The organism is Pseudomonas sp. MRSN 12121 (assembly GCF_000931465.1).
Classification (GTDB): domain Bacteria; phylum Pseudomonadota; class Gammaproteobacteria; order Pseudomonadales; family Pseudomonadaceae; genus Aquipseudomonas.
Genome location: NZ_CP010892.1, coordinates 4,373,497 through 4,397,651 on the forward strand (window position 1 = coordinate 4,373,497; position 24,155 = coordinate 4,397,651).

At 60.8% G+C, this 24,155-nt stretch carries 40 protein-coding genes; 32 read left to right on the plus strand and 8 right to left on the minus strand.

Annotated features, from left to right (window positions below; all coding sequences use genetic code 11):
• Window positions 1-6: 6 nt before the first annotated feature.
• The 3 genes from TO66_RS19815 to TO66_RS19825 are packed head-to-tail and all read right to left on the minus strand — an operon-like array spanning window position 7 to window position 672.
• On the minus strand, window positions 7-213 hold the full coding sequence (locus tag TO66_RS19815; RefSeq protein WP_044463858.1) for a hypothetical protein: 207 nt from the start codon (window positions 211-213) through the stop codon (window positions 7-9).
• A 19-nt stretch (window positions 214-232) separates the two neighbouring features.
• Window positions 233-433 (minus strand): hypothetical protein, encoded by a 201-nt coding sequence (locus tag TO66_RS19820; RefSeq protein WP_044463859.1) that lies wholly within the window; start codon window positions 431-433, stop codon window positions 233-235.
• Window positions 434-462: 29 nt separating this feature from the next.
• Window positions 463-672 (minus strand): hypothetical protein, encoded by a 210-nt coding sequence (locus TO66_RS19825; RefSeq protein WP_044463860.1) that lies wholly within the window; start codon window positions 670-672, stop codon window positions 463-465.
• Between the two features lie 92 nt (window positions 673-764).
• Here TO66_RS19825 and TO66_RS19830 point away from each other — a divergent pair, with 92 nt between their 5' ends.
• The 31 genes from TO66_RS19830 (at window position 765) to TO66_RS19975 (ending at window position 18,865) form a co-directional block, all read left to right on the plus strand.
• A complete protein-coding gene (locus tag TO66_RS19830) occupies window positions 765-1,478 on the plus strand; it encodes a helix-turn-helix transcriptional regulator (protein WP_044463861.1) in 714 nt (237 codons plus the stop codon).
• Window positions 1,479-1,934: 456 nt separating this feature from the next.
• Window positions 1,935-2,273: a hypothetical protein gene (locus TO66_RS19835; protein ID WP_044463862.1), complete on the plus strand. Its 339-nt coding sequence runs from the start codon at window positions 1,935-1,937 to the stop codon at window positions 2,271-2,273.
• A gap of 64 nt (window positions 2,274-2,337) precedes the next feature.
• The gene (locus tag TO66_RS19840; protein ID WP_044463863.1) at window positions 2,338-2,556 is read left to right on the plus strand and encodes a hypothetical protein; all 219 of its coding nucleotides are present in this window, start codon (window positions 2,338-2,340) and stop codon (window positions 2,554-2,556) included.
• Entirely contained in the window at window positions 2,553-2,738 is a 186-nt protein-coding gene (locus TO66_RS19845; RefSeq protein ID WP_044463864.1) for a hypothetical protein, read from the plus strand. Before TO66_RS19840 ends, TO66_RS19845 begins: the two co-directional genes overlap by 4 nt.
• A gap of 345 nt (window positions 2,739-3,083) precedes the next feature.
• On the plus strand, window positions 3,084-3,566 hold the full coding sequence (locus TO66_RS19850) for a hypothetical protein (RefSeq protein ID WP_044463865.1): 483 nt from the start codon (window positions 3,084-3,086) through the stop codon (window positions 3,564-3,566).
• Window positions 3,567-4,417: 851 nt separating this feature from the next.
• On the plus strand, window positions 4,418-4,666 hold the full coding sequence (locus tag TO66_RS19855) for a hypothetical protein (RefSeq protein WP_156162094.1): 249 nt from the start codon (window positions 4,418-4,420) through the stop codon (window positions 4,664-4,666).
• Window positions 4,667-4,791: 125 nt separating this feature from the next.
• Window positions 4,792-5,043 carry a DUF551 domain-containing protein gene (locus tag TO66_RS33470; protein ID WP_156162095.1) on the plus strand — a complete coding sequence of 84 codons (252 nt, stop codon included), beginning with the start codon at window positions 4,792-4,794 and terminating at the stop codon, window positions 5,041-5,043.
• A 184-nt stretch (window positions 5,044-5,227) separates the two neighbouring features.
• On the plus strand, window positions 5,228-5,659 hold the full coding sequence (locus TO66_RS19865; protein WP_044463868.1) for a hypothetical protein: 432 nt from the start codon (window positions 5,228-5,230) through the stop codon (window positions 5,657-5,659).
• A complete protein-coding gene (locus TO66_RS19870) occupies window positions 5,656-5,847 on the plus strand; it encodes a hypothetical protein (RefSeq protein WP_044466106.1) in 192 nt (63 codons plus the stop codon). The genes TO66_RS19865 and TO66_RS19870 overlap by 4 nt, the downstream gene beginning before the upstream one ends.
• Window positions 5,844-6,035 (plus strand): hypothetical protein, encoded by a 192-nt coding sequence (locus tag TO66_RS19875; RefSeq protein WP_044463869.1) that lies wholly within the window; start codon window positions 5,844-5,846, stop codon window positions 6,033-6,035. Before TO66_RS19870 ends, TO66_RS19875 begins: the two co-directional genes overlap by 4 nt.
• A complete protein-coding gene (locus TO66_RS34010) occupies window positions 6,032-6,403 on the plus strand; it encodes a hypothetical protein (protein WP_256240835.1) in 372 nt (123 codons plus the stop codon). Before TO66_RS19875 ends, TO66_RS34010 begins: the two co-directional genes overlap by 4 nt.
• A gap of 157 nt (window positions 6,404-6,560) precedes the next feature.
• Window positions 6,561-7,628: a hypothetical protein gene (locus tag TO66_RS19880; RefSeq protein WP_044463870.1), complete on the plus strand. Its 1,068-nt coding sequence runs from the start codon at window positions 6,561-6,563 to the stop codon at window positions 7,626-7,628.
• Window positions 7,629-7,635: 7 nt separating this feature from the next.
• The gene (locus TO66_RS19885) at window positions 7,636-8,397 is read left to right on the plus strand and encodes an ERF family protein (RefSeq protein WP_044463871.1); all 762 of its coding nucleotides are present in this window, start codon (window positions 7,636-7,638) and stop codon (window positions 8,395-8,397) included.
• A gap of 3 nt (window positions 8,398-8,400) precedes the next feature.
• Window positions 8,401-9,018 (plus strand): lambda exonuclease family protein, encoded by a 618-nt coding sequence (locus TO66_RS19890; protein ID WP_044463872.1) that lies wholly within the window; start codon window positions 8,401-8,403, stop codon window positions 9,016-9,018.
• The gene (locus TO66_RS19895) at window positions 9,015-9,257 is read left to right on the plus strand and encodes a hypothetical protein (RefSeq protein WP_044463873.1); all 243 of its coding nucleotides are present in this window, start codon (window positions 9,015-9,017) and stop codon (window positions 9,255-9,257) included. The genes TO66_RS19890 and TO66_RS19895 overlap by 4 nt, the downstream gene beginning before the upstream one ends.
• Window positions 9,254-9,721: a hypothetical protein gene (locus TO66_RS19900; protein ID WP_044463874.1), complete on the plus strand. Its 468-nt coding sequence runs from the start codon at window positions 9,254-9,256 to the stop codon at window positions 9,719-9,721. The genes TO66_RS19895 and TO66_RS19900 overlap by 4 nt, the downstream gene beginning before the upstream one ends.
• An 81-nt stretch (window positions 9,722-9,802) precedes the next feature.
• The gene (locus TO66_RS19905) at window positions 9,803-10,111 is read left to right on the plus strand and encodes a hypothetical protein (protein ID WP_044463875.1); all 309 of its coding nucleotides are present in this window, start codon (window positions 9,803-9,805) and stop codon (window positions 10,109-10,111) included.
• Window positions 10,112-10,169: 58 nt separating this feature from the next.
• Entirely contained in the window at window positions 10,170-10,646 is a 477-nt protein-coding gene (locus tag TO66_RS19910; RefSeq protein ID WP_044463876.1) for a hypothetical protein, read from the plus strand.
• 119 nt (window positions 10,647-10,765) lie between these two features.
• Window positions 10,766-11,353, plus strand: a complete 588-nt coding sequence (locus TO66_RS19915; protein ID WP_044463877.1) for a hypothetical protein — start codon at window positions 10,766-10,768, stop codon at window positions 11,351-11,353.
• 57 nt (window positions 11,354-11,410) lie between these two features.
• Complete coding sequence (locus TO66_RS19920; RefSeq protein ID WP_044462320.1) at window positions 11,411-11,770, plus strand: four helix bundle protein; 360 nt, start codon at window positions 11,411-11,413, stop codon at window positions 11,768-11,770.
• Window positions 11,771-12,144: 374 nt separating this feature from the next.
• Complete coding sequence (locus tag TO66_RS19925; RefSeq protein ID WP_256240840.1) at window positions 12,145-13,140, plus strand: RNA-directed DNA polymerase; 996 nt, start codon at window positions 12,145-12,147, stop codon at window positions 13,138-13,140.
• A 215-nt stretch (window positions 13,141-13,355) separates the two neighbouring features.
• Complete coding sequence (locus tag TO66_RS19930) at window positions 13,356-13,559, plus strand: hypothetical protein (protein ID WP_156162096.1); 204 nt, start codon at window positions 13,356-13,358, stop codon at window positions 13,557-13,559.
• Between the two features lie 42 nt (window positions 13,560-13,601).
• Window positions 13,602-14,165, plus strand: a complete 564-nt coding sequence (locus tag TO66_RS19935) for a hypothetical protein (RefSeq protein WP_044463878.1) — start codon at window positions 13,602-13,604, stop codon at window positions 14,163-14,165.
• 49 nt (window positions 14,166-14,214) lie between these two features.
• A complete protein-coding gene (locus tag TO66_RS19940; RefSeq protein WP_044463879.1) occupies window positions 14,215-14,889 on the plus strand; it encodes a hypothetical protein in 675 nt (224 codons plus the stop codon).
• A gap of 46 nt (window positions 14,890-14,935) precedes the next feature.
• On the plus strand, window positions 14,936-15,271 hold the full coding sequence (locus TO66_RS19945; RefSeq protein ID WP_044463880.1) for a hypothetical protein: 336 nt from the start codon (window positions 14,936-14,938) through the stop codon (window positions 15,269-15,271).
• Window positions 15,268-15,651, plus strand: coding sequence for a phage protein NinX family protein (locus tag TO66_RS19950; protein ID WP_044463881.1), 384 nt, complete (start codon window positions 15,268-15,270; stop codon window positions 15,649-15,651). The genes TO66_RS19945 and TO66_RS19950 overlap by 4 nt, the downstream gene beginning before the upstream one ends.
• Window positions 15,652-15,805: 154 nt before the next feature.
• Window positions 15,806-16,135, plus strand: a complete 330-nt coding sequence (locus TO66_RS32775; RefSeq protein ID WP_082061125.1) for a hypothetical protein — start codon at window positions 15,806-15,808, stop codon at window positions 16,133-16,135.
• A gap of 43 nt (window positions 16,136-16,178) precedes the next feature.
• A complete protein-coding gene (locus tag TO66_RS19960; protein ID WP_044463883.1) occupies window positions 16,179-16,421 on the plus strand; it encodes a DUF4224 domain-containing protein in 243 nt (80 codons plus the stop codon).
• A gap of 1 nt (window position 16,422) precedes the next feature.
• The gene (locus tag TO66_RS19965; protein ID WP_044463884.1) at window positions 16,423-17,472 is read left to right on the plus strand and encodes a tyrosine-type recombinase/integrase; all 1,050 of its coding nucleotides are present in this window, start codon (window positions 16,423-16,425) and stop codon (window positions 17,470-17,472) included.
• Between the two features lie 157 nt (window positions 17,473-17,629).
• Complete coding sequence (locus TO66_RS19970; protein WP_256240845.1) at window positions 17,630-18,205, plus strand: hypothetical protein; 576 nt, start codon at window positions 17,630-17,632, stop codon at window positions 18,203-18,205.
• A gap of 390 nt (window positions 18,206-18,595) precedes the next feature.
• Window positions 18,596-18,865, plus strand: a complete 270-nt coding sequence (locus TO66_RS19975; protein ID WP_044463885.1) for a hypothetical protein — start codon at window positions 18,596-18,598, stop codon at window positions 18,863-18,865.
• 100 nt (window positions 18,866-18,965) lie between these two features.
• On the opposite strand, the gene TO66_RS19980 is transcribed toward TO66_RS19975, so the two are convergent.
• The 4 genes from TO66_RS19980 to TO66_RS19995 form a co-directional block, all read right to left on the minus strand.
• Window positions 18,966-19,196: a hypothetical protein gene (locus TO66_RS19980; RefSeq protein ID WP_044463886.1), complete on the minus strand. Its 231-nt coding sequence runs from the start codon at window positions 19,194-19,196 to the stop codon at window positions 18,966-18,968.
• Between the two features lie 141 nt (window positions 19,197-19,337).
• Window positions 19,338-19,661, minus strand: a complete 324-nt coding sequence (locus TO66_RS19985) for a hypothetical protein (RefSeq protein WP_177330412.1) — start codon at window positions 19,659-19,661, stop codon at window positions 19,338-19,340.
• 129 nt (window positions 19,662-19,790) lie between these two features.
• Window positions 19,791-20,054, minus strand: coding sequence for a hypothetical protein (locus TO66_RS19990; RefSeq protein WP_177330413.1), 264 nt, complete (start codon window positions 20,052-20,054; stop codon window positions 19,791-19,793).
• Between the two features lie 107 nt (window positions 20,055-20,161).
• A complete protein-coding gene (locus tag TO66_RS19995) occupies window positions 20,162-21,733 on the minus strand; it encodes a murein L,D-transpeptidase (RefSeq protein ID WP_044463888.1) in 1,572 nt (523 codons plus the stop codon).
• Window positions 21,734-21,874: 141 nt separating this feature from the next.
• Between TO66_RS19995 and TO66_RS20000 the strand changes: the two genes are divergently transcribed.
• Entirely contained in the window at window positions 21,875-22,588 is a 714-nt protein-coding gene (locus TO66_RS20000; RefSeq protein WP_044463889.1) for a murein L,D-transpeptidase catalytic domain family protein, read from the plus strand.
• Between the two features lie 6 nt (window positions 22,589-22,594).
• On the opposite strand, the gene TO66_RS20005 is transcribed toward TO66_RS20000, so the two are convergent.
• Window positions 22,595-23,953, minus strand: a complete 1,359-nt coding sequence (locus TO66_RS20005; RefSeq protein ID WP_044463890.1) for an HD domain-containing phosphohydrolase — start codon at window positions 23,951-23,953, stop codon at window positions 22,595-22,597.
• Window positions 23,954-24,155 lie beyond the last annotated feature (202 nt).

Genomic DNA, 24,155 nt, shown 5'->3' on the forward strand with positions numbered 1-24,155 from the left:
TTACCCTTAAGAGTCCCTGCCCGAGGCCCTCATTGGGGTCACCAGTTGAAGAACCTTGGCCTTCTTCCTTCCAACTTCGGAAAGCGCGCCACAGGCAATGGCGTTTTCCATCACTTCGTTGATTGTGCGGCTGAAGCTCCAGCCATTTGCGCGCATCAACCCCTCTACCTTCTCCCGCGTCTTTGGCGGCAGCCTTTCGAGCTCTACGGTCATTTGGCCCTCCAAAGGGGCTTTAACCCGCGATATCTTCTTGTTTGTCCTGCATCAGTTCCTCGATCACCCCATTGGCCACCGCCCATTCGATGATTTCGTAGAGGTAGGTCGCGTGCTGCATTCGAGTTTTCGTGGCAGCCCGACGCAGAATCCGGTCAAGCACTGGTTCAAAACGAACCTTCACCGGGATAGCGCGTTTTTGGCTGGGGTCCATGTACATGCTTCGATGCTCCTCACTGTTGAAATTGGTTATGCCGCTGTTTGCTTGGTCGAGCTGGCAGGGTCGTCGTGACGGCTCGCAGTGAGCTTCCCGGCAGACTCTTTCTCCAGCACGCATTGCATTGGGTAGGAGAAGCCGCCGGCAGATCGGCACTGCGAGACGCGGCTACGGGTGACGCGCAGGGCTTCACCGATCGCGCCGGGCGAGCCGAAGAATTGCAGGGCTTGGTCATAGGTCATTTAAGGTTTCTCCACTTCACTGCGAGCGAGTTTAGAAATGTTAACAGCAAAGTGCAAGTTATCTAAACAGATGCTTGTTTAGAATCCTAAATATGAATTTCAGCGAACGATTGAAGAGTCGAATGGAGGCCAAGGGCCTACGAGCGACTGACATAAGCGAAATGACTGGTGTCTCTCGGACGACTGTCTCTTTCTGGCTGGCTGGTACGAATGGGGCGAAGGGCAAGAACCTGCTCGCCTTGGCCAAAGCCTTGGACTGTTCGCCGGATTGGCTATCTGATGGTGTTGGGTCGCCCGAGGCGCACAAGTCGATACCGCTCGGAACGATCGAGACGTGGGACGACGACACCCCGCTCGACGATGACGAGGTCTACGTCCCCTTCCTTCAAGAAGTTGAGTTGGCGGCAGGCTCGGGAAGATTTGCTATTGAGGAAAGCGATATCTCTCGGCTGCGCTTCTTCAAGAAAGACTTGCGCCACAATGGTGTTCAGTTCAGCAACGCCAAGTGCGTGGTTGTCAGCGGAAATAGCATGGTGCCCGTGCTACGCGACGGCGCCACGGTGGGCATCAACATCGGTAAGAACACTCTGCGCGACGTGGTCGATGGCGAGATGTACGCCATCAATCACAATGGACAGCTGCGCGTGAAGCAACTCTACCGAATCCCGACCGGTCTTAGGCTTCGCAGCTTCAATCGCGACGAGCATCCCGACGAGGATTACACCTTCGATCAGATCCAGGAGCAGCAGATCGTGATCCTTGGTCACGTCTTCTGGTGGGCTATGTACTCACGCGGCGCGAACTGACGTAACACCGCCCCCCCCAAGGCCCGCCAATCGGCGGGCTTTTTTGTGCCCGCAAATCAGCCTCTCTAAACTTTTGTTAAGTTTTCTAAAAAAAAGCCTTGACCAATCTTGTTAAGTTTTCTAAATTTGCCTCAACGCCAACGCAAGACGGCGTCAGGGCCTCAAGAGACCCGCCGCTCTTTAACAGTCAGGAATCTTCGCGGATCGATCCCCGGAAACGGGCATAGCGCGAAACACAAACTTCGATCCCCATGCAGGCTCTGGAACCTGCCGGACTCCCCATAAGGGAGGACGCCAAACCATGCAAGCCAGCCGGCGAAGAACACCGAACACGAAATGTGTGACGCCGGCCAGGTGGGGAAACCGCGGCGCCGCGCATGGGGCGGATAGCAAAACCACAGATTTACTGATGCCGCTTCGATGAGGCGGCATTGGAAATCAACGGGAGAGACGCAGATGGCACGACAAAACGACATCGAGCACCTGCAGGACCTGATGCAGCGCGGCGAGTTAACCGCCGACCAGGCGAATGTGCAGATGGTCCGCAATGAACGCTTCAGGATGGTAGTGAACAGCCTTCCGGCCAACGTTCGAAAAGCTCTCAATGCAGCGGTACGCAGCGGCGAGCTGGGCCACATGAAAAAAGACGGCCACAAGCCTGAATGCTATTTCCACCCCACCTTCGAATACTTGGCAAAGGCTGAGCGCCTCAAGCGAGAGCGCGAAGTCATCAGCATGCGCGGCACAGTGACTGTCTGCATGAGCGACATTCTTCGAGCCGGCAACTCAGCATGACGGTCTTTTCACTGATGCGCCTGGTTACCCGGGCGCATTGGGAAAACAACCGGAGGGATTCACGATGTTCAACATGGCAACCATGGCGGCTGATGAATGCCGCGAAGACGCTCAAGAGCGCACCTACTACCGCTGGATCGACAAGGCGTCCGAGTTGCTCGGTCACCAGGTCGCCTTGGGTTCGCAGGAAGAAAGTGACCTGGGCGACTTCTACGCCGATGGCTGCACCCCGGCCGAGGCTGTAACTGAGCTGCTGGCCCAGCAGGCTTTGGAGGCGGCATGAACAAAGTCCTTCGCATCACCCTGCGCGGAGAGCTGCAGGTATTCGCCGATGACGACCTGGCCACCTGCATCCGCGAGGCGAACCAGCTCAACACGGAGCGCGGCTACCGCAACGGCGTGTGCGTGGTAGAGCTGGAAGACGGGCAGCGGATGACAGCAGCCGACTGCAAAGCCGCAGCATGACGGTCTTTTCACTTCTGCCACCGCCTCGGTGGCAGCGGGAAAACAACCTAGCCCTGGAGGGCAAGACGATGATCGCTCGAATAAAAGCATTTCTACTTGGCGCCATGGAGTTTCGCCTCACCGTAACAACCTCGTTCTCCGATCTCGATCACCAAGACGCTTACGACTGGGGTCGCGAAGTTGCGCACCGCTGCACCCTGCGCAGGCTTGAGCCGCACTGAACAACCAGCGCCACGACAGCCTGTCGTTAACTGCCGGTGAAGCATGGCCAGCTTGTAGAAATTGGCCCGCACCGCGATCAGTGCCCGCACATGCGGAACCCACATTCCCAAACAGGACTTCCCGATGAACGCACAACAGCAACTCACCCCGCCGGCCATCGGCGAAGCTTGGTCAGGCCAGGGCGGTATCTACCTCGGCCTTCGCCGGTATCCGGAAGGGCTCTGCCACGTCATCGTCGCGGAGAAGGATCTTCCGGGGCGCCACGCCTATGGCGACTACGGCGTTTCGGTCGAAGCGACCAGTCGAACCGATGGCCGCACAAACACTGCGATCCTTCTGGCCCGCGAAGGTAAGCACTCCGCAGCCATTGCCGCTGCCGGCTATACCGCAGACGGCCACGCTGACTTCTACCTTTCGGCCATCGGCGAACTGCATCACGCCTGGCAGTACGCTCCTGAGTCGTTCAGTGAAGACTGGTACTACCTGTCGAGCACGCAGTACTCAGCCTACGGCGCCTACCACATGGTCTTTGAGAATGGCTGGCTCAGCCTCGACGTCAAGGACCACGAGCGTCTCGTCCGTCCTGTCCGCAGATTCCTTCAGTAATTCATTCCTTCAATTCGATATCCCTGACTGCCGGAAAGACGGCCCGATCCTCTCTATGAGAGCGCATCGGAGGTGATCTTCAGTCCCGAAAGGGTCTAAGGGCGTCGAGCTGAAAGGTCATGCCCTGCGAGCCGAAAGGCTGACACATGCGGCGGGGTTCCGAGCCCTTAAATGGGAGTTCATAGGAAAGGCGGACCTGGCCTCAGCACTGAAGATTACCTCCGATGCGGACGAAACTGCGGCCTATAACCGCCCACCTGCATCAACGTAACACGCAGATGAATGCCCGGGCTGACGGGCAAGTGTAAGACCTGAGGGATCGTGGGAATCGTGGCCGGTAGAGTGAGTAAGCGCCCAGATGGCCACGGCGAGTCCAAGAATAAGCGGCTGAAACCTTCGCCCCGGTGAAACTCCGGTGTCACTAAGGCCGCTAATAGCCATGCCGGGATCAGCTCCGGCCTTCTGCATCACAACCCAAGCGGAGATCACCATGCTCCTATTGTTCCTGATCGGCGCAGCGCTGAGTCATGTGCGGCCAGAACCGCCAACTGAGGCCAGCCTGCCAACCGGTCCACTGCGCATCATCTACGCATTTTGGCGATGTACTGAGGGTCAGCGGTCGTTCTGGCGATCCCTGCCCCGCCCAAAATACTGACTTTTAATCACGGAATCTGCGCAATACACGAAAGCCCCGAAGTCCAACGGGGCTTTCTTCTTCCCCGACACCGCCCGCATGCACTCCCCTCCACGCCCAACGGCAACCAGTGGAGCAGTCGAGTGCAGCCGAGTTTTGTTGGATCAACCAAGAGGTATCCGCAATGTGCAATTGCAGGCAAGAGACCGAGGCGCGCTTGCTTGAAGCGCTTCCTGAAAGGCTCCCAGAGGGGCACAAGAACTTAAGCGCCAGACTCACTGGCTACGCGCTGATGTTCTGCGACGGAAAGATGCAATCCCGCCAGGTTATGCCCATCGAGGTGGCCTACCAGGCACCGACTAAGGCTGGCGGGATGAAGGACAAAAAGCAGTCGATGAGCATGCAGGCAAACTACTGCATGTTCTGCGGCGAGAAGTACAACAAAGACGCCGACCAGGCCGCCTAAAAACTGGAGGTCGCCATGAAACGCAAGCCATCCAAGCCTCGCCCCAACGTCCACGACTGCGCCAAAGGCCGCATGCATGACGCGCCGCGGAAAGTCGTTACCACTATGCCTGGCGGGTATCTGGCATGAGCGGCTGGCAGACGATCGATTCTGCGCCCCGCAACGGCACCGAAATCATTCTGCGGAAAGGCGATCGAGTAACCGCAGGTGCTTGGATCGAGTGGAGCAAGTCCGAAGCTGCATTCAACAGCCGAGGCGACTATCTCGGCCAGGACGAATACGACTCTGGCGCGCACTGGGCTTCTTGGGATGGTGGCTTCCATGAAGACGACGAGCCCACCCACTGGCAGCCTCTCCCTTCCCCACCCACCGAGTAAACCGCCGTGCGCAATAAGTACCAAGGCACCTGCTACCGGTGCGGACAGCGCGTAGAGGCTCGCCAAGGCCACTTTGAGCGCTATCCCGGTGGCTGGCGAACCCAGCACGCCGACTGCGCCATAAAGGCCAGGCAGGCTAAGCAAGAACAGCAGCAATCCCAATAGCGCAACCCTGGAGGCGACCATGTCCGCGCTACGCGAAGCACAGTTTGAATACGACAACCGCCAGCCACCTCCGGTGAGCGAAGAGAGCCATGCCGAAGCCGAATGGCTGGAAACGAACGCTGAGCGCCTGATCCTCGGATATCGCATTGAGTGGGGCTACCGCAAGGATGACCGCGGCGAAGTCACCCAGGCCGACTACTGGCGAGCACTTCAGGACCTGGCCAATCAGCGGCAGAAGGATGGCGAAGATCAAATTGACGCCTTCGGCGAGCTTCTGGCCCTGGCCGGCAACTTCGGCAGCGGCGGCAGGATGTTTGACCTGCAGGTGTACTTGCTGGGCTCCAAGACGGCCCGCAAGGAAGTAGCCCTTGAGCTGCTGCGACCTCACGCGGCCAAGGCCGTGGCCCTCCAGGTCGAGCAGGACGAACTGGAGCGGGAGATCGGATGGTGAGTCCTCACATCCTCATCGACCAGGCCCTGGACGGAGTCGCAGACCCGAAAAGCCAGTCGGACATCGACATCCTGGTGCAGGGCTTGATCACCCGCCTGTTCACCGACGGCGCAATCACCATCGACGAATTCAACCACTACTGCGAGCGCCTGCGTAACACCTGCCAGCGGCGCAAGGAGGCAGCATGAGCACTGCATCGGCTAATTCATTAATTGAAAAGTGCGACGAGATCGAAGCGAAGCTGATCATGTTGGGCTTCGGCATCCCCTTCAACGAGGTGATCGGCCAGCCGCGGGAGCGCGCCGTGGCCAGCCTTACCCAGCGTCTGGCACCAACGATGAAAGGCGGCCGGATAGCGGTGAGGGTTCGGCCGTGAGCTTCTACGAAGACAGCGTGGCCGACGGCAGTCACTGCATGAGCTGCTGCCAGTTCATCGGCGATGATGTTGGCTATCCGCGCTGCTGCCGGAATTGTGGCGGCGAAGGCAGCGAGCCGAACCCCGAAGGTCATAAAAAGCGCATGAAGGCCGAAGCAATGCAGCGCTTTGAAGGCTGGCTATCCCGAACTGGCATTGCCCACAAGAAGCACAACAACGGCTACCACGTTGTGCTGACGCTCCCCGATGGACGAATGATTGACTGCTGGCCCAGCACGAAAAAGTGGCAGCTTCGGGGGCAACGCATCAGTCGTAACGGAAAGGCACTTCATGAACTGGTGCTTCAGCAACTGAGGCCATGGCCATGACCTCCCGCCAGCGCGCCCGTCGCCTTCTGATATGGCGCGGCTCCTTTCCTGCGCTCGCTTTCTTCTCTTTCCTGATGCTGCTTGGCGCCCTCGCCGATCGTATCACTCAGTGATTCCACCTCTTCAAGCGCTGCGAGATTCGCGGCAAGGAATTCCCGTGTCCGCACAAACCGAACTGGCCGTCGTGCCGCCGCAAGAAACTGCCCTGGCGGTTTACAGCACGCCGAACGGCCTTGAGCCATGGCTGCAACAGATCAGGACCGAAATCGATGGCTTCACGCCGGACATCAGCACTCGCAAGGGCCGCGAAGCCATTGCCTCGATGGCCTACAAGGTCGCCCGCTCCAAGACGGCGCTCGATGACGTCGGCAAGAAGCTGGTCGCCGATCTGAAGGAGGTGCCGAAGAAGATCGACGCTGAGCGCAAACGCGTCCGGGACACCCTGGAGGCCTGGCAAGAAGAAGTACGGCGCCCGCTGAACGAATGGCAGGCCGCGGAAGATGCCCGAGTCGACAAGCACAATGACGGCATCGAGAGCATCAAGGCCTTGGCCAGGTTCGAAGAGCCGCCGGCGGCGGCCCATGTCGCCCAGGTCATCGCCGACCTGGAGCTGCTGGCTCTCGATGATTCATGGGAGGAGTTCCTGCCCGAGGCGGCCCAGGCCAAGGATCAAACCCTGATCTTCCTGCGCGGCCTGCTGGCCAAGCGCCAAAAGGAAGAAGCAGAACAGGCCGAGCTGGCCCGCCTGCGCGCCGAGGCTGTGGCCCGCGAGCAGAAAGAGCGCGAAGAGCGCATAGCTCGTGAAGCGGCGGAGCGCGCCAAGGCTGAAGCCGAACAAAAGGCCCAGGCAGAGCGAGAAGCAGCCCTGCGCCGCGAGCAGGAAGCCAAGGCCGCCGCCGAGCGCCGCGAGTTGGAACTAAAGCTGCAGGCCGAGCAAGCCGAGCGCGCCGCGGCCCAGGCGAAAGCTGATCGAATCGCAGCCGAACAACGTGCTGAGCAGGCTGCCGAACAGGCGCGCATTGAAGAGCGCCGCCGGGCAGACGCGGCTGCCGCCGAAATCGTGCGACAGCAGGAGGCCCGCGAGGCCGACAAGGCTCACCGCGCCAGAATTAATCGCGCTGTCCTGGAGGCTTTTGTCGCCGGCGGCATGACCGAGGAATGCGCGAGACAGGTAATCATCCTGATTGCCCAGCGCAAGATCCCCGCCATTTCTATTCAGTACTGAGGTCGCCATGAGCAATCTTTCAGTGACAGAAACAGTCGAACGCGTCCCGGCCATTCAAACCGAGTCGGCCACCATCATGTCGATCATCCAACAGGTGGCCATGAACCCTGCGGCGGACATCGACAAGATGGAGAGGCTGATGGTTATGCATCGGCAGCACCAGGCGCTGATGGCACAACAGGCCTACGACACAGCCCTGGCCGGCATGCAGCAGGAATTACCCGTAGTGCGGGAACGCGGCGCGATCCTAGACAAATATAAGAATGTTCAGTCCACCTATGCCCTCTGGGAGGACATCAACGAAGAGCTGAAGCCGGTGCTGGCGAAGTTTGGCTTCGCCCTCTCCTTTCGCATCCCTCGCAACGAGCGCGGCGTCGAAGTAGAAGGCGTGCTGAGCCATCGCGACGGCCATCGAGAGTCGACTTCGATCCTACTGCCCGTGGATACATCCGGCAGCAAGAACTCAGTCCAGGCGGTGGCCAGTTCAGTCAGCTACGGAAAGCGTTACACGGCCGGCGCTCTGCTGAACTTCACCACCACCGGCGAGGACGACGATGGCCACGGTGCCGGGAAGAAGCCGGAGCCGCCGAAGGAGCCGGTTATTACCGCGGCACAGGCGGCACAGCTCGAAGCGAAGCTGCAGAAGTGCAGCCAGGTACTTCAGGACAACTTCAACGCCAAGTACGGCTGCGCCGCCAACGTCTACAAATCCGAATTCGACGCGGTGTCGGCCCGGATCACCAAGGCCGCCAATCGGCCGCAGGAGTGAGTCATGCAGATCATCACCGACGTAACGCAGGGCACCCCCGAATGGTTGGCCTTGCGCCTGGGCATCGTCACCTGCTCCGAGCTGGATTGCCTGCTGGTGAACGGCAAAGGAGAGGCAGGCTTCAGCGCAGGCGCCTTCACCTACATGAACACGCTGATCGGTGAGCGAATCACCGGCGAGCTGGCCGATCCGTTCACCGGCAATCGCCATACCGAACGCGGTCATGAACTGGAAGGCGTAGCCCGCGGGCTCTACCAGGACAGTGAAGAGGTTGAGACGACAGAGGTAGGGATCATCCTCAATCACGGCATTGGCTACTCGCCTGACGCCCTTGTCGGCGATAAAGGCCTGACCGAGATCAAGACCAAGTTACCGAAGCTCCAGGTGGAAGTAATCCTCGGCGGCGAGATCCCGAAAGAGCACGTCGCCCAGTGCCAGGGCGGCCTGTGGGTGTCGGAGCGCGAATGGATCGACTTCATCTGTTACTGGCCCGGCATGCCCCTGTTCGTGAAGCGCGCCTACCGCGATGAAGCCATGATTCGCAAACTCTCCGAGCGCGTGAAGACCTTCTACGAAATCCTCGACGAACGTATGAACCAGGTGCTGGGGATAGCAGCATGATCAGTCTCAACCTCAACGCAGTTCGAGCAAAACAAGCCGAGTCGGATCATATCGCCGCTGCGATGGCTGATTTCTGGGGGCGGTCCGGCGGTAACTACAAGGAGCTGCCGCCGGCTCGCATGAAGCCCATACCTGCGCGGCGGGACTGGGTAGACCCTGAAACGATCCTCAAGCGCAAACCAAGGCCGCTGACCCTGGCCGAGCGCCGCGCCCTTCGCAAAATGGCGGACTCACTATGAGCAAGCACAAGCGCAAGCCTCACAACCTGAAAGCGCGCATTGAGCGGTCATGTCGCTCTCTGCTGGCCACCAACCATGTAGCCGTGGTGAACATTGACCCCAGCGGCCGTCAGGGCATGATCAATTACAAGTCATTGAAGAGCATCGCGCCCGGGAAAATCGGCCAGGCCGTCTGTGGCATCGCTCACCAGTGGACGATCTACCTTAGCGCGCTCTGCATCGACGCCCGCGGCGATCGATACAGCAAATCCATTGAGGTGGCGCCGAATGGCGTGTATCTGTCTGACCACCTCGCGGACGTGATCGAGCATTGCTACAAGGACCTGCGCGACTCAGCCAACCAGAGCCAGATGATAGCCTCGGGCTGGATCGCCATTCCTGAAGCCATGTCGCTGGACGAGGACCACGCAGCACGGATCTTCGAAGCTGTCGGCGCCTGGAATCAGCGGAAGGTCGCGGCGTGAAACGAACAATCAACCGGGTGGCCACGCGCCGACGACAGACCTGGCTGGACTTGCCGGCCAGCGGAATTGAAGAGGTAGGCCATGGCCAAGAGCAACGCCGAAGCGCAGAAAGTAAAGCGCCTAAAGGAGAAGCAGCTGCTGGCCAAGATCGGCGGCGAGAAGCGATCGCTGATTGTGTCAAAGGCCTTGGACGATGCACTGCAGGTGCTGGGCAACCGCCACGACTTCGAGGAGTGGCAGGAAACGATTTCCACCCTGCTGATCAACCTTGCTGCAGCGCCAGCTGAAGAGTCAGCCCGCTTCGCCACCATGTCGCGACATGATTTCGTAATGACAGAAAAGCAGTCGCGACAGCTCAAGAAGTTCGCCGAGACCGGCATCGAAGAATGACCCACCCTACTCGCTGCATCCGGGACTCCGGAGGGCGGCGCTTATCCGGAGAATCACCATGACCCAAGTTGCACAGCCAACTATCGCCGCTTCCAACCTGCCGGAGCGCGGCCAGCCACTGGCCGGCGGCACCTTCGTAACCCGCTACTGGCTCAACGGCGTAGAACGCGCCCTGGTGCTGCTCGATGACGAACTCGCCGGCGCCTGGGGCGAGTACGGCGTGAAGATCCCCGGCGCAGACAGCTACAGCGACGGCGAGGCGAATACCCGAGCCATGGCAGAGGCCGGCAGTGAGATCGCCGTGAAGGCGCTGGAGATTGGCGCACACATCCCCTCCTGCCTGGAGGGTCAACTGCTGATGGCGGCTAAGGCCGACGGCCTGGTCACCCTGCGCGATGATCGCTTCCACTGGCTCAGCACGCAGTCCTCAGCCCACGGCGCCTACCTCATGGACTTTGAGCATGGCTGGCTCAGCCTCTACGCCAAGAGCACCGAGCGGCTCGTGCGTCCTGTCCGCAGCCTTCCCATCCAGTAATTCGCTTCTTCAATCCTTTTTTTGCAGGCGATTCCGGGTTCGTCAGGATGACGATCAGACCAGAAGCGCGCCGGGAAGCGCCGGCCGCCTGCACCCTATTCCACGCGTAGGAGCATCCCATGCAACTGATCACCGTAAGCAAAGGCGAAACCATGTTGACCACTCCGGATGCCGCACTAGCGCTGCAAGTGCTGACCGAACTGAGCGTTTCCGCGAAGCCGGCAGCGGCGCCATCTGGCATCCCGGCAATCGGCGAATACTGGCCCGGCGAAGGCGGCGTCAACGGCGGCCTGTTCCAGGGCGGCGACCGCCCCTATTACCTGATCGTGCCAACGGGCGAAGATGTCGAGGCAGACCTTGAGTGGGGCGGCTACGGCCAAGAACTCGATGGCGCAAAATCCCCCTGGGATGGGCAGGCCAACACCGCTTACCTGGCAAGCAGCAACCGAGAGCATGACCACCCTGCCGCCCAGTTCTGCGCCAACTTCGAACGCGATGGACACAGTGACTTCTATCTAATGGCCAGGCGTGAGGCGACCCATCTCGAAATCACGGTGCCGCACCTGTTCAGCAAGCCCTGGCACTGGACCAGTTCGCAGTACTCAGCCCTCAGCGCCTGCAACGTGGACTTTGAGGGTGGCTGGCTCTACGGCAGCGGCAAGCACGGCGAGCGGCTCGTGCGTCCTGTCCGCAGAAAGTACTTCTGATCATTCAATGATTCATTCCTGGGCGCCTTGGCGCCCTCGCTTTTCGAGGAGGCCAGGATGGCCCTGCACACGGAACTGGAAATCCACGGAACGGCAGAAGAACTGCTCGGACTTGCGCTCGACCTAGTCAGGAACATCCCTCGCGATCTGAAACAGGTTGTCGGGTCAAAAATCCGGGACGAATGCCTACAGGTCCTGGTGCTGATTGGCCGGGCCAACATGGCGCGGGAGAAGCTGCCTCACCTGAACCTCCTTCTGGAAAGCGTTTGGGTGCTCAACTACCTGCTCCGCGTCCTGACGAACAAGGGCTTGATCAGCAAAGGGCAGCACGCCAAAGCAATGAAGCTCACGGCCTCCGTCGGCCGACAGGCCAATGCCTGGAAGAAATCCGCAATCGCAACCGCGCCCGTTGCATGAGGGTCACGGCCCTCCTGCCTGTGCGCTGAATCTGGTCGTGCCGCTGTCCAGTTGGACACCGCCATGCGCATCAGAGATACCGCCGATCTAAAGCGTTCGGGCTGGTCTCGCGCAGTTTCTCTGCTGATCGGCATCGCCTTCGGCAGAGCGACGTAGATAGCACGGCAGGTCGCAGTACTCAGCCAACAACGCCTACAACATGGACTTTGAGAATGGCTGGCTCAACAACAACGACAAGAACAACGAGCGGCTCGTGCGTCCTGTCCGCAGATTCGAGTGTTGCTCCCTTCCAGTTCGAGGATCTCGTCCAGGCCTACTACGATTGCCGACGACGCAAGCGGAACACCGCAAGCGCTCGGCGATACGAGCAGGACATGGAGATCAACTTACTGGAACTTTACGACGACCTGATCGCCGGCACTTACCGGCCAGGCCGCTCTATCTGCTTCGTCGTGACAAGACCAAAGGCCCGGGAAGTATGGGCCGCCGACTTCCGCGACCGCATAGTTCATCACCTGCTGTACAACCACATCGGGCCGGCCATCGAGCGCACTTTCATTGCGGACAGCTGCGCTTGCATCCCAGGCCGCGGCACGCTGTACGCCGCAAAGCGTCTTGAATCGAAGATTCGTAGCCAGACGCAGAACTGGTTACGACCGGGCTTTTACCTGAAGTGCGACCTCGCAAACTTCTTCGTCGCCATCGACAAGCGCGTTCTGGCTCGACAGCTGACCGACCGGATCAGCGAGCCCTGGTGGCTGCAACTGGCCCTCCAGGTGCTGATGCACGATCCCAGGGATAACTACGAGACGCGCAGCCCGGCCCACTTGTTCAACCGGGTGCCGCAGCACAAGCGGCTCACTGCGCAGCCAGCGTACCTGGGGCTACCGATCGGCAACCTATCGTCGCAGTTCTTCGCGAACGTGTACCTGGACGCCCTGGACCAGTTCTGCAAGCACACGCTCAAGGCGCGCCATTACATCCGCTACGTCGACGACTTCGTCTTCCTGCACGAATCGCCGCAGCAGTTGAACGAGTGGCTGGCCCAGGTTGAGACGTTCCTGCCGCAGCTCGGCGCCAGGCTCAACCCGAAGAAAACGATCCTCCAGCCCGTAGACCGCGGCGTCGACTTCGTCGGGCACGTCATCAAGCCCTGGCGGCGAACTACCCGGAGGCGGTCAGCGGCTCAGGCACTGAAGCGAACCGCCACTGTCCCGGCCGAGGACCTGCGCGAGACCGCCAACAGCTACTTCGGCTTGCTCGGACAGGCCAGCCACAGCGTCAAGGACCGGGAGAAGCTGGCCCGGGTCGTGCTCAAGCGCGGGCATGTCGTCAACAGCGCATTTACCAAAACCTACCCGAAGAAATAACCAACTCTGCTGGAGGCAACGCCATGTCTACCCCCCCCCCTCCGCATCAAGCGGATTGATTTGTCGCGCCCACGCATCCGTCGGCGCGTTCCGCGAGCCCTGAAAAGGAGCTACCAGCTCACTGGCGGGCCAATCACTAGAGCCTGGCTGTGCACGCCTGGAACCCTGACATTCAAGCTCGGTAAATGGTACGGCCACTACAACGAAAAGAATGAATGGGTGCCGCTATGACGCCCCATGAATTCATCGAGAAGAACGTCCACGACGAGCTGCGCAAGCTGAAGTTCAAGGAATCGGTTTGCTTCATCGTGAGTCGCGATGCCGTCGACTACTACCGCCAACGCAGCATGTTCAGCAAGAGCGTTGTGCTCGACGTTCTTGCCTGGTCGAAGAAGCGAGCCAAAGAGCTTTCCCGATGACCACCCACCAACCACCCGGGCATGCCCCGGCAAGGACTCCCCATGCCTACAGAAAACAAGCCGGTCAAGCCGTTCCAGCGCGAAGACCGATACATCGTCATCAAGCGCAGTGACCTGGACAAGCTGTCTCCACTGGATCACGACGTAGCCATGTCCAATCTTGAGCATGTCTCCGCCATTCTCTTCGGCTGGAACGTGCCTGACCGCAAGTGCCTAGTTATCGAAAGCGACTGGCCCGAGTACGAACCGGCCTGGCAGATGATCGAGCGCCGCATGACTGGGCAGCCGCCGGTAACCGCAGCAGAAGAACTGGACGCGCTGAAAGCCGCCCGGGGCGAGCCGGTGGCGTGGGATATTCATTGGTCTGATAACGGCGAATACTACTTCACGCTTCGTCGAAAGGAGCGCCTGGAAAAGTACGCAACAGACCCTGACTTCAAGGTGAAACCGCTCTACGCCGCGCAGCCGCCGGTAGCGGTGGTGCTGCCCGAGCGAAAGCCAGAACACGTCACAGCCCCAGACAACGACATGCGGGCCCGGCTCGAATGCAAGCACAAAGGCTACAACGAAGCGCTGGATGATGTAGCCCGCCTGAACAGCCTGTAACCCCCTTCCCCACTTCTAGAGCCTGCCCAGCGGCGGGATGGAGAGAGATATGTCCGAAATAAAGGAACACCAGATCCTGTTCAATGGGTCGATGGTGCGCGCCATTCTGGAAGGCCGGAAGACGGTCACGCGGCGGGTGATGAAGTTTCAGCCCGGCCCAGACGCTTCAGTCGAAGTCGGGGGCTACCACCCAACAATCAACAACCGGCGCGGAGAAGAGAGCCCAGGGCCCGAAGTTTTCGGGGCCTGGTGGCAAGACGGTGAACGCACTTGCAAAAGCCCATATGGGCCGCCAGGTGACCGGCTGTGGGTGCGCGAGAGCCTCGGCTACGACTGCGAATACGGCCACTACTTCGCCGCCGGCGGCGCCCATGGCGAGACGGTTTACCTGTGCTCGCTGTTCGACAACGAGGAGACCCAAACCGGCTACAGCTACGACGGCCTGCTGCCAGAACGCTCGGTGCCAAGCATCCACCTTCACCGGCGATACAGCCGCATCCTGCTGGAAGTCACTGCGGTTCGCATCGAGCGACTGCAGGACATCACGCCAGAACAAGCGCTCGCCGAGGGCGTGATGAGTGCCGAGCGCGATATAGACCCAGATGGCAATGACTACTCGCCATATGAGCTGTTCGGCGGCCTGTGGACAATGATCAACGGCATGGAGTCTTGGTTCGCAAACCCCTGGGTCTGGGTCATCGAGTTTCGGAGGGTTCAGCCATGATCGCCCTCCTCTGGTTTGCATGGAACATCTACACGGGGCCGAAGCGATGAACGAACAAAACACCAAAGAATTTTACTCTGCCGAGCAAGCTGCTCAGCATGCCGCCGAGTGGTGCAAGCGCAATCCAGCATGGCGCCGGATCTGTGATATCCCAGATAGCTCCGTGTTTTATAAAACCTACGATGAGATTCCGAAGCGAGAACGCGGCTACTGGGAAAAGAACGGCGGCGAAGAATGCTGGCGAGAATTCGGGATCGCTGAAAGCAAGGTGCCTACGGGGTTCATATCCGGAAAGGGCGAGTTTTTCGACCACGTGCTCAAGGTGCCATTGCATCACAACATGATGATGGTGTTTCGCGTGGGCAGGAGCTGGAAGCCATGAGCGAAATGATCGAAGTGAAGACCGCCGACCTGATCGGCGCGGCGCTGGATTGGGCTGTTGCGAAGGCTGAAGGAATGCGACAGCACACACCGGCTGGCTTGAAGCACGTCTACTGGTATTCAGGAGATCGTTGCATCGGCATCCACTGGCAGCCATCGACCAACTGGAGCCAGGGCGGCCAACTTATCGAAAAGTATGCAGCTATGGTTCGCGGATATCCCAACCAGATGTACGACACCCTGGCGATCGCCAGAGTGTGCTGTGACGGCGCACTGTCCTGGAGCAGCGGCGCAACCCCACTCATTGCCCTGTGCCGCGCCATCGCCCATACCAGGCTCGGCAAAGTGGTCCAGGTGCCCAAGGAGCTGGCCCAGCAATAGGAGTTCGCCCTGACCCGCACGTAGTCGGCTCCTGCCTGACAGCGAGCCGGGCGAACAACTTCACAGTAGCCGAGCGCAATGCCGGCGACCATCGGCCGAATCCGAAACACGCACTCAACTTTCACGAGCCTGCTGAAGCGGGCGAGGAATCTCTATGACCAAAAATCAGTTACCGGAACTGGCGGCAGCAGTCGCTCGCGCCATTGATGCCGGAAAGGCAGCATCTGCGGCCGCTCCAGATGACGGCGGCAGCGCCAACCTTGACCGCGTCTATGTGCGCGTTGGGCTTTTGCGTGAAAAAACACTGAAAGCTGCTGGCATTGAAGGTTGGATGCAGTCGGCCAGCACTTACCACGCTCGAGCGTTTCACCTCGGTGCGCCATTTCCCGGCCAAGGCAACCGGCGCTACGCCGGTGTACAGGCCATGTACAAGTCCCTCCAAGCCGACGGCGTCGATTGCGGCGTCTGGTATCAGGTTGATTAACCCATCAACACCCTCTGCCGCCGGTGGCGGCGTGGAGTACACCATGGAAACCGAGATCCTTTCGGATGAAGAACTGGCCGAACTCACCGGCTACAAGGCCAGGAGCTGGCAGCGCCGCTGGCTCCGCGATCGCGGCTGGACTTTCGTCGAGAGCCGCAGCGGGCGCCCTCTTGTGGGGCGCCAGTACGTGCGCATGAAACTGGGCGTGACGCTGGAGGTGATGCAGCTGGCACCACCTCCTCCGGCCACGCCGACATGGATGCCTGACATTTCGAAGGTGAGGTGATATGCGCCCTCGCAAAACCCAAAACCGCAATCTCCCGCCGCGGATGTATGTTCGACAACGAAAGCGCAAGAACGGGAAAGTCTGGGTCAGCTACTACTACCTGGACACTCAAGGAAAGGAGGTTACGCTTGGCAGCGACCTGAGCCTGGCTCGCCTGAAGTGGGCAGAACTTGAGGCGAAGGACAAGCCTCGAGACCTGTGCCTGATGCGGGCGATCTTCGACCGATACGAGAGGGACATCATCCCGAAGAAGGGTGAGCGAACCCAGAAGGACAACCGGGCTGAACTGCGCCAGCTCAGGCCCTACTTCAATGACGCGCCGATTGATGCAATCACCCCGGCCCAGATCGCGCAATATCGAGACGCGCGTAGCGCCAAGGTCCGGGCAAACAGGGAGATTGCCACCCTATCCCACGTTTTCAATATGGCGCGAGAGTGGGGGCTGACAGTCAGGGAAAACCCGTGCCAGGGGATTCGCAAGAACAAGGAAACGCCGAGGGACTTTTATGCTAATGACGCAGTTTGGGATGCCGTCTACAAAAAGGCAGTTCAAGAGCTGAAGGTTGCAATGGACCTTGCATATTTGAGCGGCCAGAGGCCCGCGGACGTGCTTGTAATGCGAAAGGACGATATCGAAGGCGTGGCACTGGGCGTTGAACAGAACAAGACCCACAAGAAGCTGCGGATTCTGCTGGAGGTGGAGGGAAAAGAGACGGGGCTTGGAGCGCTTGTGCGAGGCATCATGGCGCGAAACGAGGGGCACAGCTCGCCGTACCTGATTTTGACGGACGAAGGGCGGCGGGTGACGGCGACGATGCTGAGGCGTAGATGGGACGATGCGAGGGACGAGGCGGCAAAAACTGCTGACGCTGAGGGCGATGCTCTGCTGGCCAGCAGGATCAGGCAATTCCAGTTCCGCGATATACGGCCCAAGGCGGCATCGGAAATCACAAGCGTCGAAGACGCAAGCCTGTTGCTGGGTCATACCAAAGGCGACATAACAGAGCGCGTTTATCGTCGTGTCGGGGCGGTAGCGAAGCCAACAAAATGACCTGAAAAGAGTTCCAAAACTGAGAGGTGACGCCTTGCAGATCAAGGCCTGTAGCGCCATTGCTTGGCTACCTGTTTTTGGACGCCAAGCTGCTGCCGAGCAGCGAAATATCTAGGTTTATCTGTCGGTCTTGAAAACCGTCGACTGTAACAGGTCCATGAGTTCGAATCCCATCGCCTCCGCCATATTCGTCACGCTAAAGCCCCGATTATTCGGGGCTTTTTCGTTTCTGGCGTTTAAGAATCGCGCCATCAACCCGCGTGCGTTACAAAACCTCGGGGTTTTGGGCGAGCGGCGAATCGGTTGGAGGGATTATCACGTGAAGGCTTCGATCTTCGTGCTCGCCGCACTGTATTGCCTCTCCACCCGCTCAGCGTTGGCCGATGCCTCGCAACCACCAAACGACCCACGCGCACCGGCCGGCATCGCGGTCGGGGAGCCCTTGGTCGCGGCCAGGGCCAAACTCGTCGGGCACGGCTGGCTGCCGACGCCGATGCATGCCCGCGATGGCTATGAATACAGTGGCGTGGAACGGGAGCTCGCCGCACACAGGTTCTTCGAGGTCGATACCTGCTCCTTTGATAGCTCGCGCTGCATCCTCTTCTATTCCAGGAAAGGCACGTGCCTGCGCGTAGACACCCTTGGCGAGCGGCTCAATGAGATGACCGTCACTCGCTGGACAGAGGAATGTCCCGAGGCGCCTGCAGAGCCTGGCAAGGATGGTGCGGGCTAGCCACTTCCCGATGCTCCATCCGTCAGTTGCCCCTGAAATACCCCACCGGAAACTTGCAAGTAGCGTCCTGGAACCTACAGTGATATCGCAGTAATGGCGCCGTATCTCTCCGAGTTTTTCGAATACCGAACATTGTTTATCAAGGACGATAAAAATGAGCGTATGCCAGAAGTTTCCCCACTCTTCCAAGATCCCCTCGCCCCTGCCCCCCGCCTGATGGCGCGCCTGGCGAGGCTCCCGCGCCGCCTACCGGTGCTTGCGATACGCGGCTGCAAGGCAGGCCCGCAGCGCGCAAGACCACTCGGCACATGGATTCCGGAAACCATTCAATAAACGGGGCGAACTCCGAAAAGCCAGACGAGTAGGAACTTATATATGGAGATATATCGTATGACGGCTCAAGAGAACTTCGTTGGCGGATGGACTCCTTATCACAAGCTGACGCCAAAGGATCAGGAAGTATTCAAGGAAGCCCTGGCCGGGTTCGTGGGTGTGCACTACACGCCTGAACTGGTATCGACCCAGGTCGTCAACGGCACCAACTATCGTTATCAGTCGAAAGCCACGCTGCCCGGCTCGACGGAGAGCTGGCAGGCGGTCGTGGAGATCTACGCGCCGATCAAGGGCAAGCCGCACATCACCCAGATCCACCGGATCTAAGCCCGTAGCGAACCCGTCGGGCCGCGCGCAGGTGGCGCGGCCCGACGGTTCATCAAGAGGCTCTTTCCTCGACCTCTTCCCGCCCACCGCACACCGCCCATCACGCCTGGCGGTTGCCGATACCCTTGGCCTTGTCGATACCCCACTCGAACGCGCCTTCCATATCCAGGCCATCCGGGGCCAGGTGGTCGTCCTCGAGCACGACGCTGCCATCCGCCGCATAGACGCCGATGAACATCTTCAGCGAGCCATCCCTGAGGATCTCCGCCCGCACCTTGATCCTGCCCCCATTTGAAAGCGTTTCGCTGTGATTCAAATGACGCTCGGTCATGGCCGTCTCCCTCAGTCGATGAATGTCGAGTAAGGCACAAGCCGCTCATTCGCGCCAGGCGCCGAAACCTACGGGCGGCCTTTGCCGGACGCAATAAAAAGCCCCGCACAGGGCGAGGCTGGCAGGTACGGCAACCGGCCTTCAACTGGCGGGTTTCAGCGGCACCGGCGCCGACATGACATAACGCGACATCAGGTACGCGATCAAGCCACCCAGGGCCGCGCCCGCCGCATCGGCGAGGAACAGCGCCAGCTGGGAGGCCGAACGCTGGTAGACCCGGCACATTTCCACCCAGGCGTTCTCCATGAACCCGGAAGCCCAGTCCCAGCCACAGGGGTAGACCATCAGGAAGGCCAGGCCGACCAGGGTCACCCAGGCACACAGCCGAGGATGGGTCTGTGCGAAGACGAACCGGGCAAGCCGGCAGATCCCGACGAAGATCCAGGCAGCCAGCAGGCTTCTCATGAATTGGTCGAACAGCTCGAAAAAGGCCATGACAAGGTACGCAGAAAACTCGATGGCCGATGATAGCCATTCATCCCGACATAAAAAACCCGACGCATTGGCCGGGTATCAGGGGGCTGATGGCGACCTTCAGCCGGACACGCCCCGGCCCCTCTCCTCCCAGGCGCCACCCGCGGCCAGGACCAAGGCTTCAAGCAGCGCCTCGGTGTGATTGATCGACTCGCGGATCTCGTCGAAGGCGTCCTCCAGATCGCGCGCCTTCGCTGGCGCCGACGTGCCGCACAAGGCTTGCTGGATCAGGAATTCATCCTGCTTGAACTGCAGGACATTAGCTCGCAGGCCTTCGATGCGAAGGGATAGCTGCGAGAGGTGATGACGGCGACGCTGAACCATTTCGATTGTCCTTCAAGGCCCTCTTACCTATTCAGATCGTCGCGCGTCGGCAGATGTTCAGCCGTTCCTGACCAAAGGCACGCCCGGCCACCACAGCTTGCGGGCACTCACGGCTTGCCCCCCAGGGCGACCAGCAGCGCCGCGTCCCGCCCATAGATGTCCGGCGCATAGGACAGCTGGCCATGGCTGTCGGCCTGCGCCGTCCAGTAGGTGAGCAGGATCGGCACCGGCGTGGCTAGCCGGAACTCGTGGGTCAGCCCGGTGCTCAGCAGCTCGTCGGTGCGCGCCCGTTCCGCCGGGCTCACCAGCAGGTCGCGCAGTTGCAAGGCATGCTCGACTCGCACGCAACCCGAGCTGAAGGCCCGCGGCCCCTTGTTGAACAGCGCCTGGCTCGGCGTGTCGTGCAGGTACACCGAGAACGGGTTGGGAAAGCGGATCGCCATCTGCCCCAGGGGGTTGCGCGGCCCCGCGTCCTGGCGCAGGAGAATATTGCCGGGGTTGTCCCAGTCGATGTCTTCCACCGCCAGGGGGTGGCCCTCGCTATCGAGCACCTGCAGGTTCTGCCGGTTGAGGAAGGACTGGTCGCGGCGGATTTCCGGCAGCTTGTCTTCGCGGAAAATGGTCGGCGGCACCGTCCAGGTGGGGTTCAGGGTCAGGCGCGTGACCCGGGACTTGAGCAAGGGCGTCTGGCGCTCGGCGCGCCCCACTTGGGTGCGTGTCTGCCAGACCGCCACCCCACCCTGATAGACCGTCAATTGCGCCGCCGCCAGGTTGACCAGCAGGCTGTCGGGCTCCATGTCCTGCGCCAGCCAGCGGAAACGCTCGAGGTTGATGCGCAGCTGTTCACGGCGCATTTGCGGGCTGATGTTCAACTCGTTCAAGGTTCCTGCCCCGACCACCCCGTCGGCCTGCAGCGAATGGCTCAACTGGAAGCTTTTCACCGCGCTCACCAGGTCGTCGCGGTACAGGGTGCCGAGGTCGTGGGGCAGCGCGCTCAGGTAGCCCTCCTCGAACAGCCGCCGGGCCAGTTCCGGCACGCGTTCGTCCTGCATTTGCGGGCGCAACAGCGGCCCGCTGGCCAGCGGCTGCCAATGGGGCAGCGCCTGCTGGCGTTGCCGGGCGTACAACTGGCGCAAGCTCTGGTACTGCTCGAGGTGCGGCCGGGCCAGGGCGAAAGCCGCCGGCAGATCTTGCAGCCCCGGCCCGGCGATAGCGAGCACCTGGGCCTGGCGATCCGGCTGCACCGGCTGGGCATGCCACATCGGCTCGAAACGCGCCTGCGGCAGGCGTCCGTAATGCAGGTCTTGCAGGGCCTGCAGGTAATCGTGGCTGAGGCTCAGGTCGGCGCACAGGGCGTCCCCCGAATTAGCGCCGGCCGTCGTGTGGTAGTTGGCGGGTTCGAGGCCATCGTCGGCCAGTTGCTGCAATTGAGTGCGCAGTGCCGCCGAACGTCCGCCCGACGACCACAAAGGCTGGTTGCCCTGCTGTTGGTAGAACCCCTGCAACAGGCTCAGGGCCGCCACATCAAGGTGCGCCGCCAGGCCCGGGCAGGCCGCCGGCAAGCGGGTGAACAGCAGTTGCACGGGGCCTGCATGATCGACCGGGACATCCTCGGCAGTCGCGACCAACGGCGCAGCGAGCAGGAAAAGGCTCAAGTAACATGCGTGTTTTTTGAACAACTGCTTTACTCCAATCACGGCCATCACCCTGATGGCCAACCTCGGCAGTGGCTGCGAACAATTATCAGACCACCATCAACCGGAACTGCCAGGAAAACGACGGGACGTCAGGAGCCAAAGCGACAGTGGGGACCCTCTAGAATGCCGACCTTCTTGTGCCGACTCTGCCTGGCCATGACCGCCCTGGGCGCGATCTGCGGCCCCGCGCTTGCCGCCAGCAGCGCACCTGCGCCGCTGTACAACAGCCTCGCCCACGCCGCACCGGAACTCAATCCCCAAGTATTAAAAAGTGCCCTCAGCGCCATGCAGTGCGCGGTCAACAGCGGCGCCCGGCAGGCCCGGCACCTGGCGGTCATCGATTACTCGCAACCCTCCACCGCCCGCCGCCTGTGGATCTTCGACCTGAACAAACGAACCCTGGTGCTGCGCGACCTGGTGGCCCACGGGCAGAAATCCGGGGAAAACTTCGCCACCCAGTTCTCCAATCGCATGGGCAGCTACCAGTCCAGCCTCGGCCTGTTCCGTACCCGGGAAAGTTATGAAGGCAGCCACGGCTACTCGTTGCGCATGGATGGCCTGGAGCCGGGCTTCAACGATCTGGCCCGCGACCGCGACATCGTGATTCACGCGGCCGACTACGTGAACCCGTTGTGGAGCCGGCGCCAGGGCCGCATCGGCCGCAGCCTCGGTTGCCCGGCGGTGCGGCCACAGGTGGCGCGCCAGGTCATCGACCGGCTCAAGGACGGTCAGTTCATGTTTTCCTGGTACCCCGACCAGCAGTGGCTGAAGTCCTCGCCCTACCTCAATTGCCAGCCGCGCCAGGTGGCAGGCATCGTCGCCGCCAATGGCGGCTGACCCCGCTCAACCGGTCGCCACGGCCACCGGTTGCGGCTCTTCGGGCACCTTGACGAAGACGCTGTATTTCGCCCCTTCCATGGCCTCGAAGGCGATGAGTTTCTCCACCAGCGGACCGCTCAGCACCTTGCCGGCATTGAGCAGCAGCATGCCGTTGTCGGCGTTCAGGTTGCGCGCCAGGATCATCCCGGACGCCAGCTCGCGGGTGGTCAGGACCTTGACCGTCGGATCGGCCAGGGTCACGTCGCTGAGGAACGCCGCGCAGACCGCGACGAAGTCCTCCACCAGCGCCGGGTCGTAGAGTTTGCCGGCGTATTTGCGAATGAACAGCAGCGCTTCGTCGCTGTTCATTTGCCGTTCGAGTATCAGCCCGCGCTGCAACTCGATGAAGTCCACCGCCAGCTTGAGCCAGCGCGACCCCAGCGGAATGGCCTCGCCCTTGAGGTGATCGGGAAAGCCGCTGCCGTCCCAGCGTTCCTGGTGATGCAGGATGATGCGCGCCGCGTCCTTCATCGGCTCCAGGGTCATCAACAGCGACTCGCTCTGCTTCGGGTAGGCCCGGTACAGGTCACGCTCGGTGTGATGCAGCAGATCGGCGGGCGCCGTCATCATGCTGTCGGTCCAGCCGAGCTTGCCGATGTTGTACAGCGCCGCGGCCATGGTCATGTCGCGGCTCTCGGTTTCCCCCAGGCCGTGAGTGGCGCAGTACACGCGAATCAGTTCGATGATCTGGCGGTTGGTCTGCTTGGCCTTGGGCAACCGCAGGTTCGCCAGCAGCGAAAACACCTCGGTCCCGGTCACGTAGCTGCGCTTGAGCTCCTCATACGCCAGGTCGAGCATATCGGCGGTCTGCTGCAGCTCGGCGGTACGCGCCGCCACGTGTTTTTCCAGGGTCGCGTTGAGCGTCTTCAATTGCTCGTTCTGCTGCCGGGTGAGTGCTTCCAGGCGCTGGCGCTCGCTCTCCGAATGGTGATGGGCCATGGCCTGGCGCAAGGTCACGAGCATGTCCTCGTCGTTCCAGGGCTTGCTGATGTAACGGTGGATCTGCCCTTCGTTGATCGCCTTGGCGATCAGGGTCATGTCGGCATAGCCGGTGAGCAGGATGCGCAAGGTCGACGGATGGCGCTGGTGAACCTGGGCCAGCAGGGTCGCACCGTCCATGCCGGGCATGCGCGCATCGCTCATCACCACGTCCACCGGTCGCTGCCCGAGGATCTCCAGGGCCTTGGCGCCGCTGTCGGCCAGCAGGATGTCGTAGGGCTGGCTGCGCAACAGCCGGCGCAGGCTATTGAGAATCGATTCCTCATCGTCGACCAGCAGTACCGTGGGCCGCCCCTGGGCCCCGTCTGCGCGCTGTTCTTCCATGCTTGCCCCCTTTCCTCTGCTGTGATCGGACCTGCCTTCCCGGACAGGCTAGATGACTCGCAGCATTTCGGCATGAATTTGACGCCGGTCGATTAGCGCATGCGAAGGAGCCTGACTATGCTCAAGCCGAAAATGGATTGCTTGTCCAGGTATCAGGAAGGGAAACCCGATGAGCCTATATGCAAGGCCCTCCCGCCAGGCT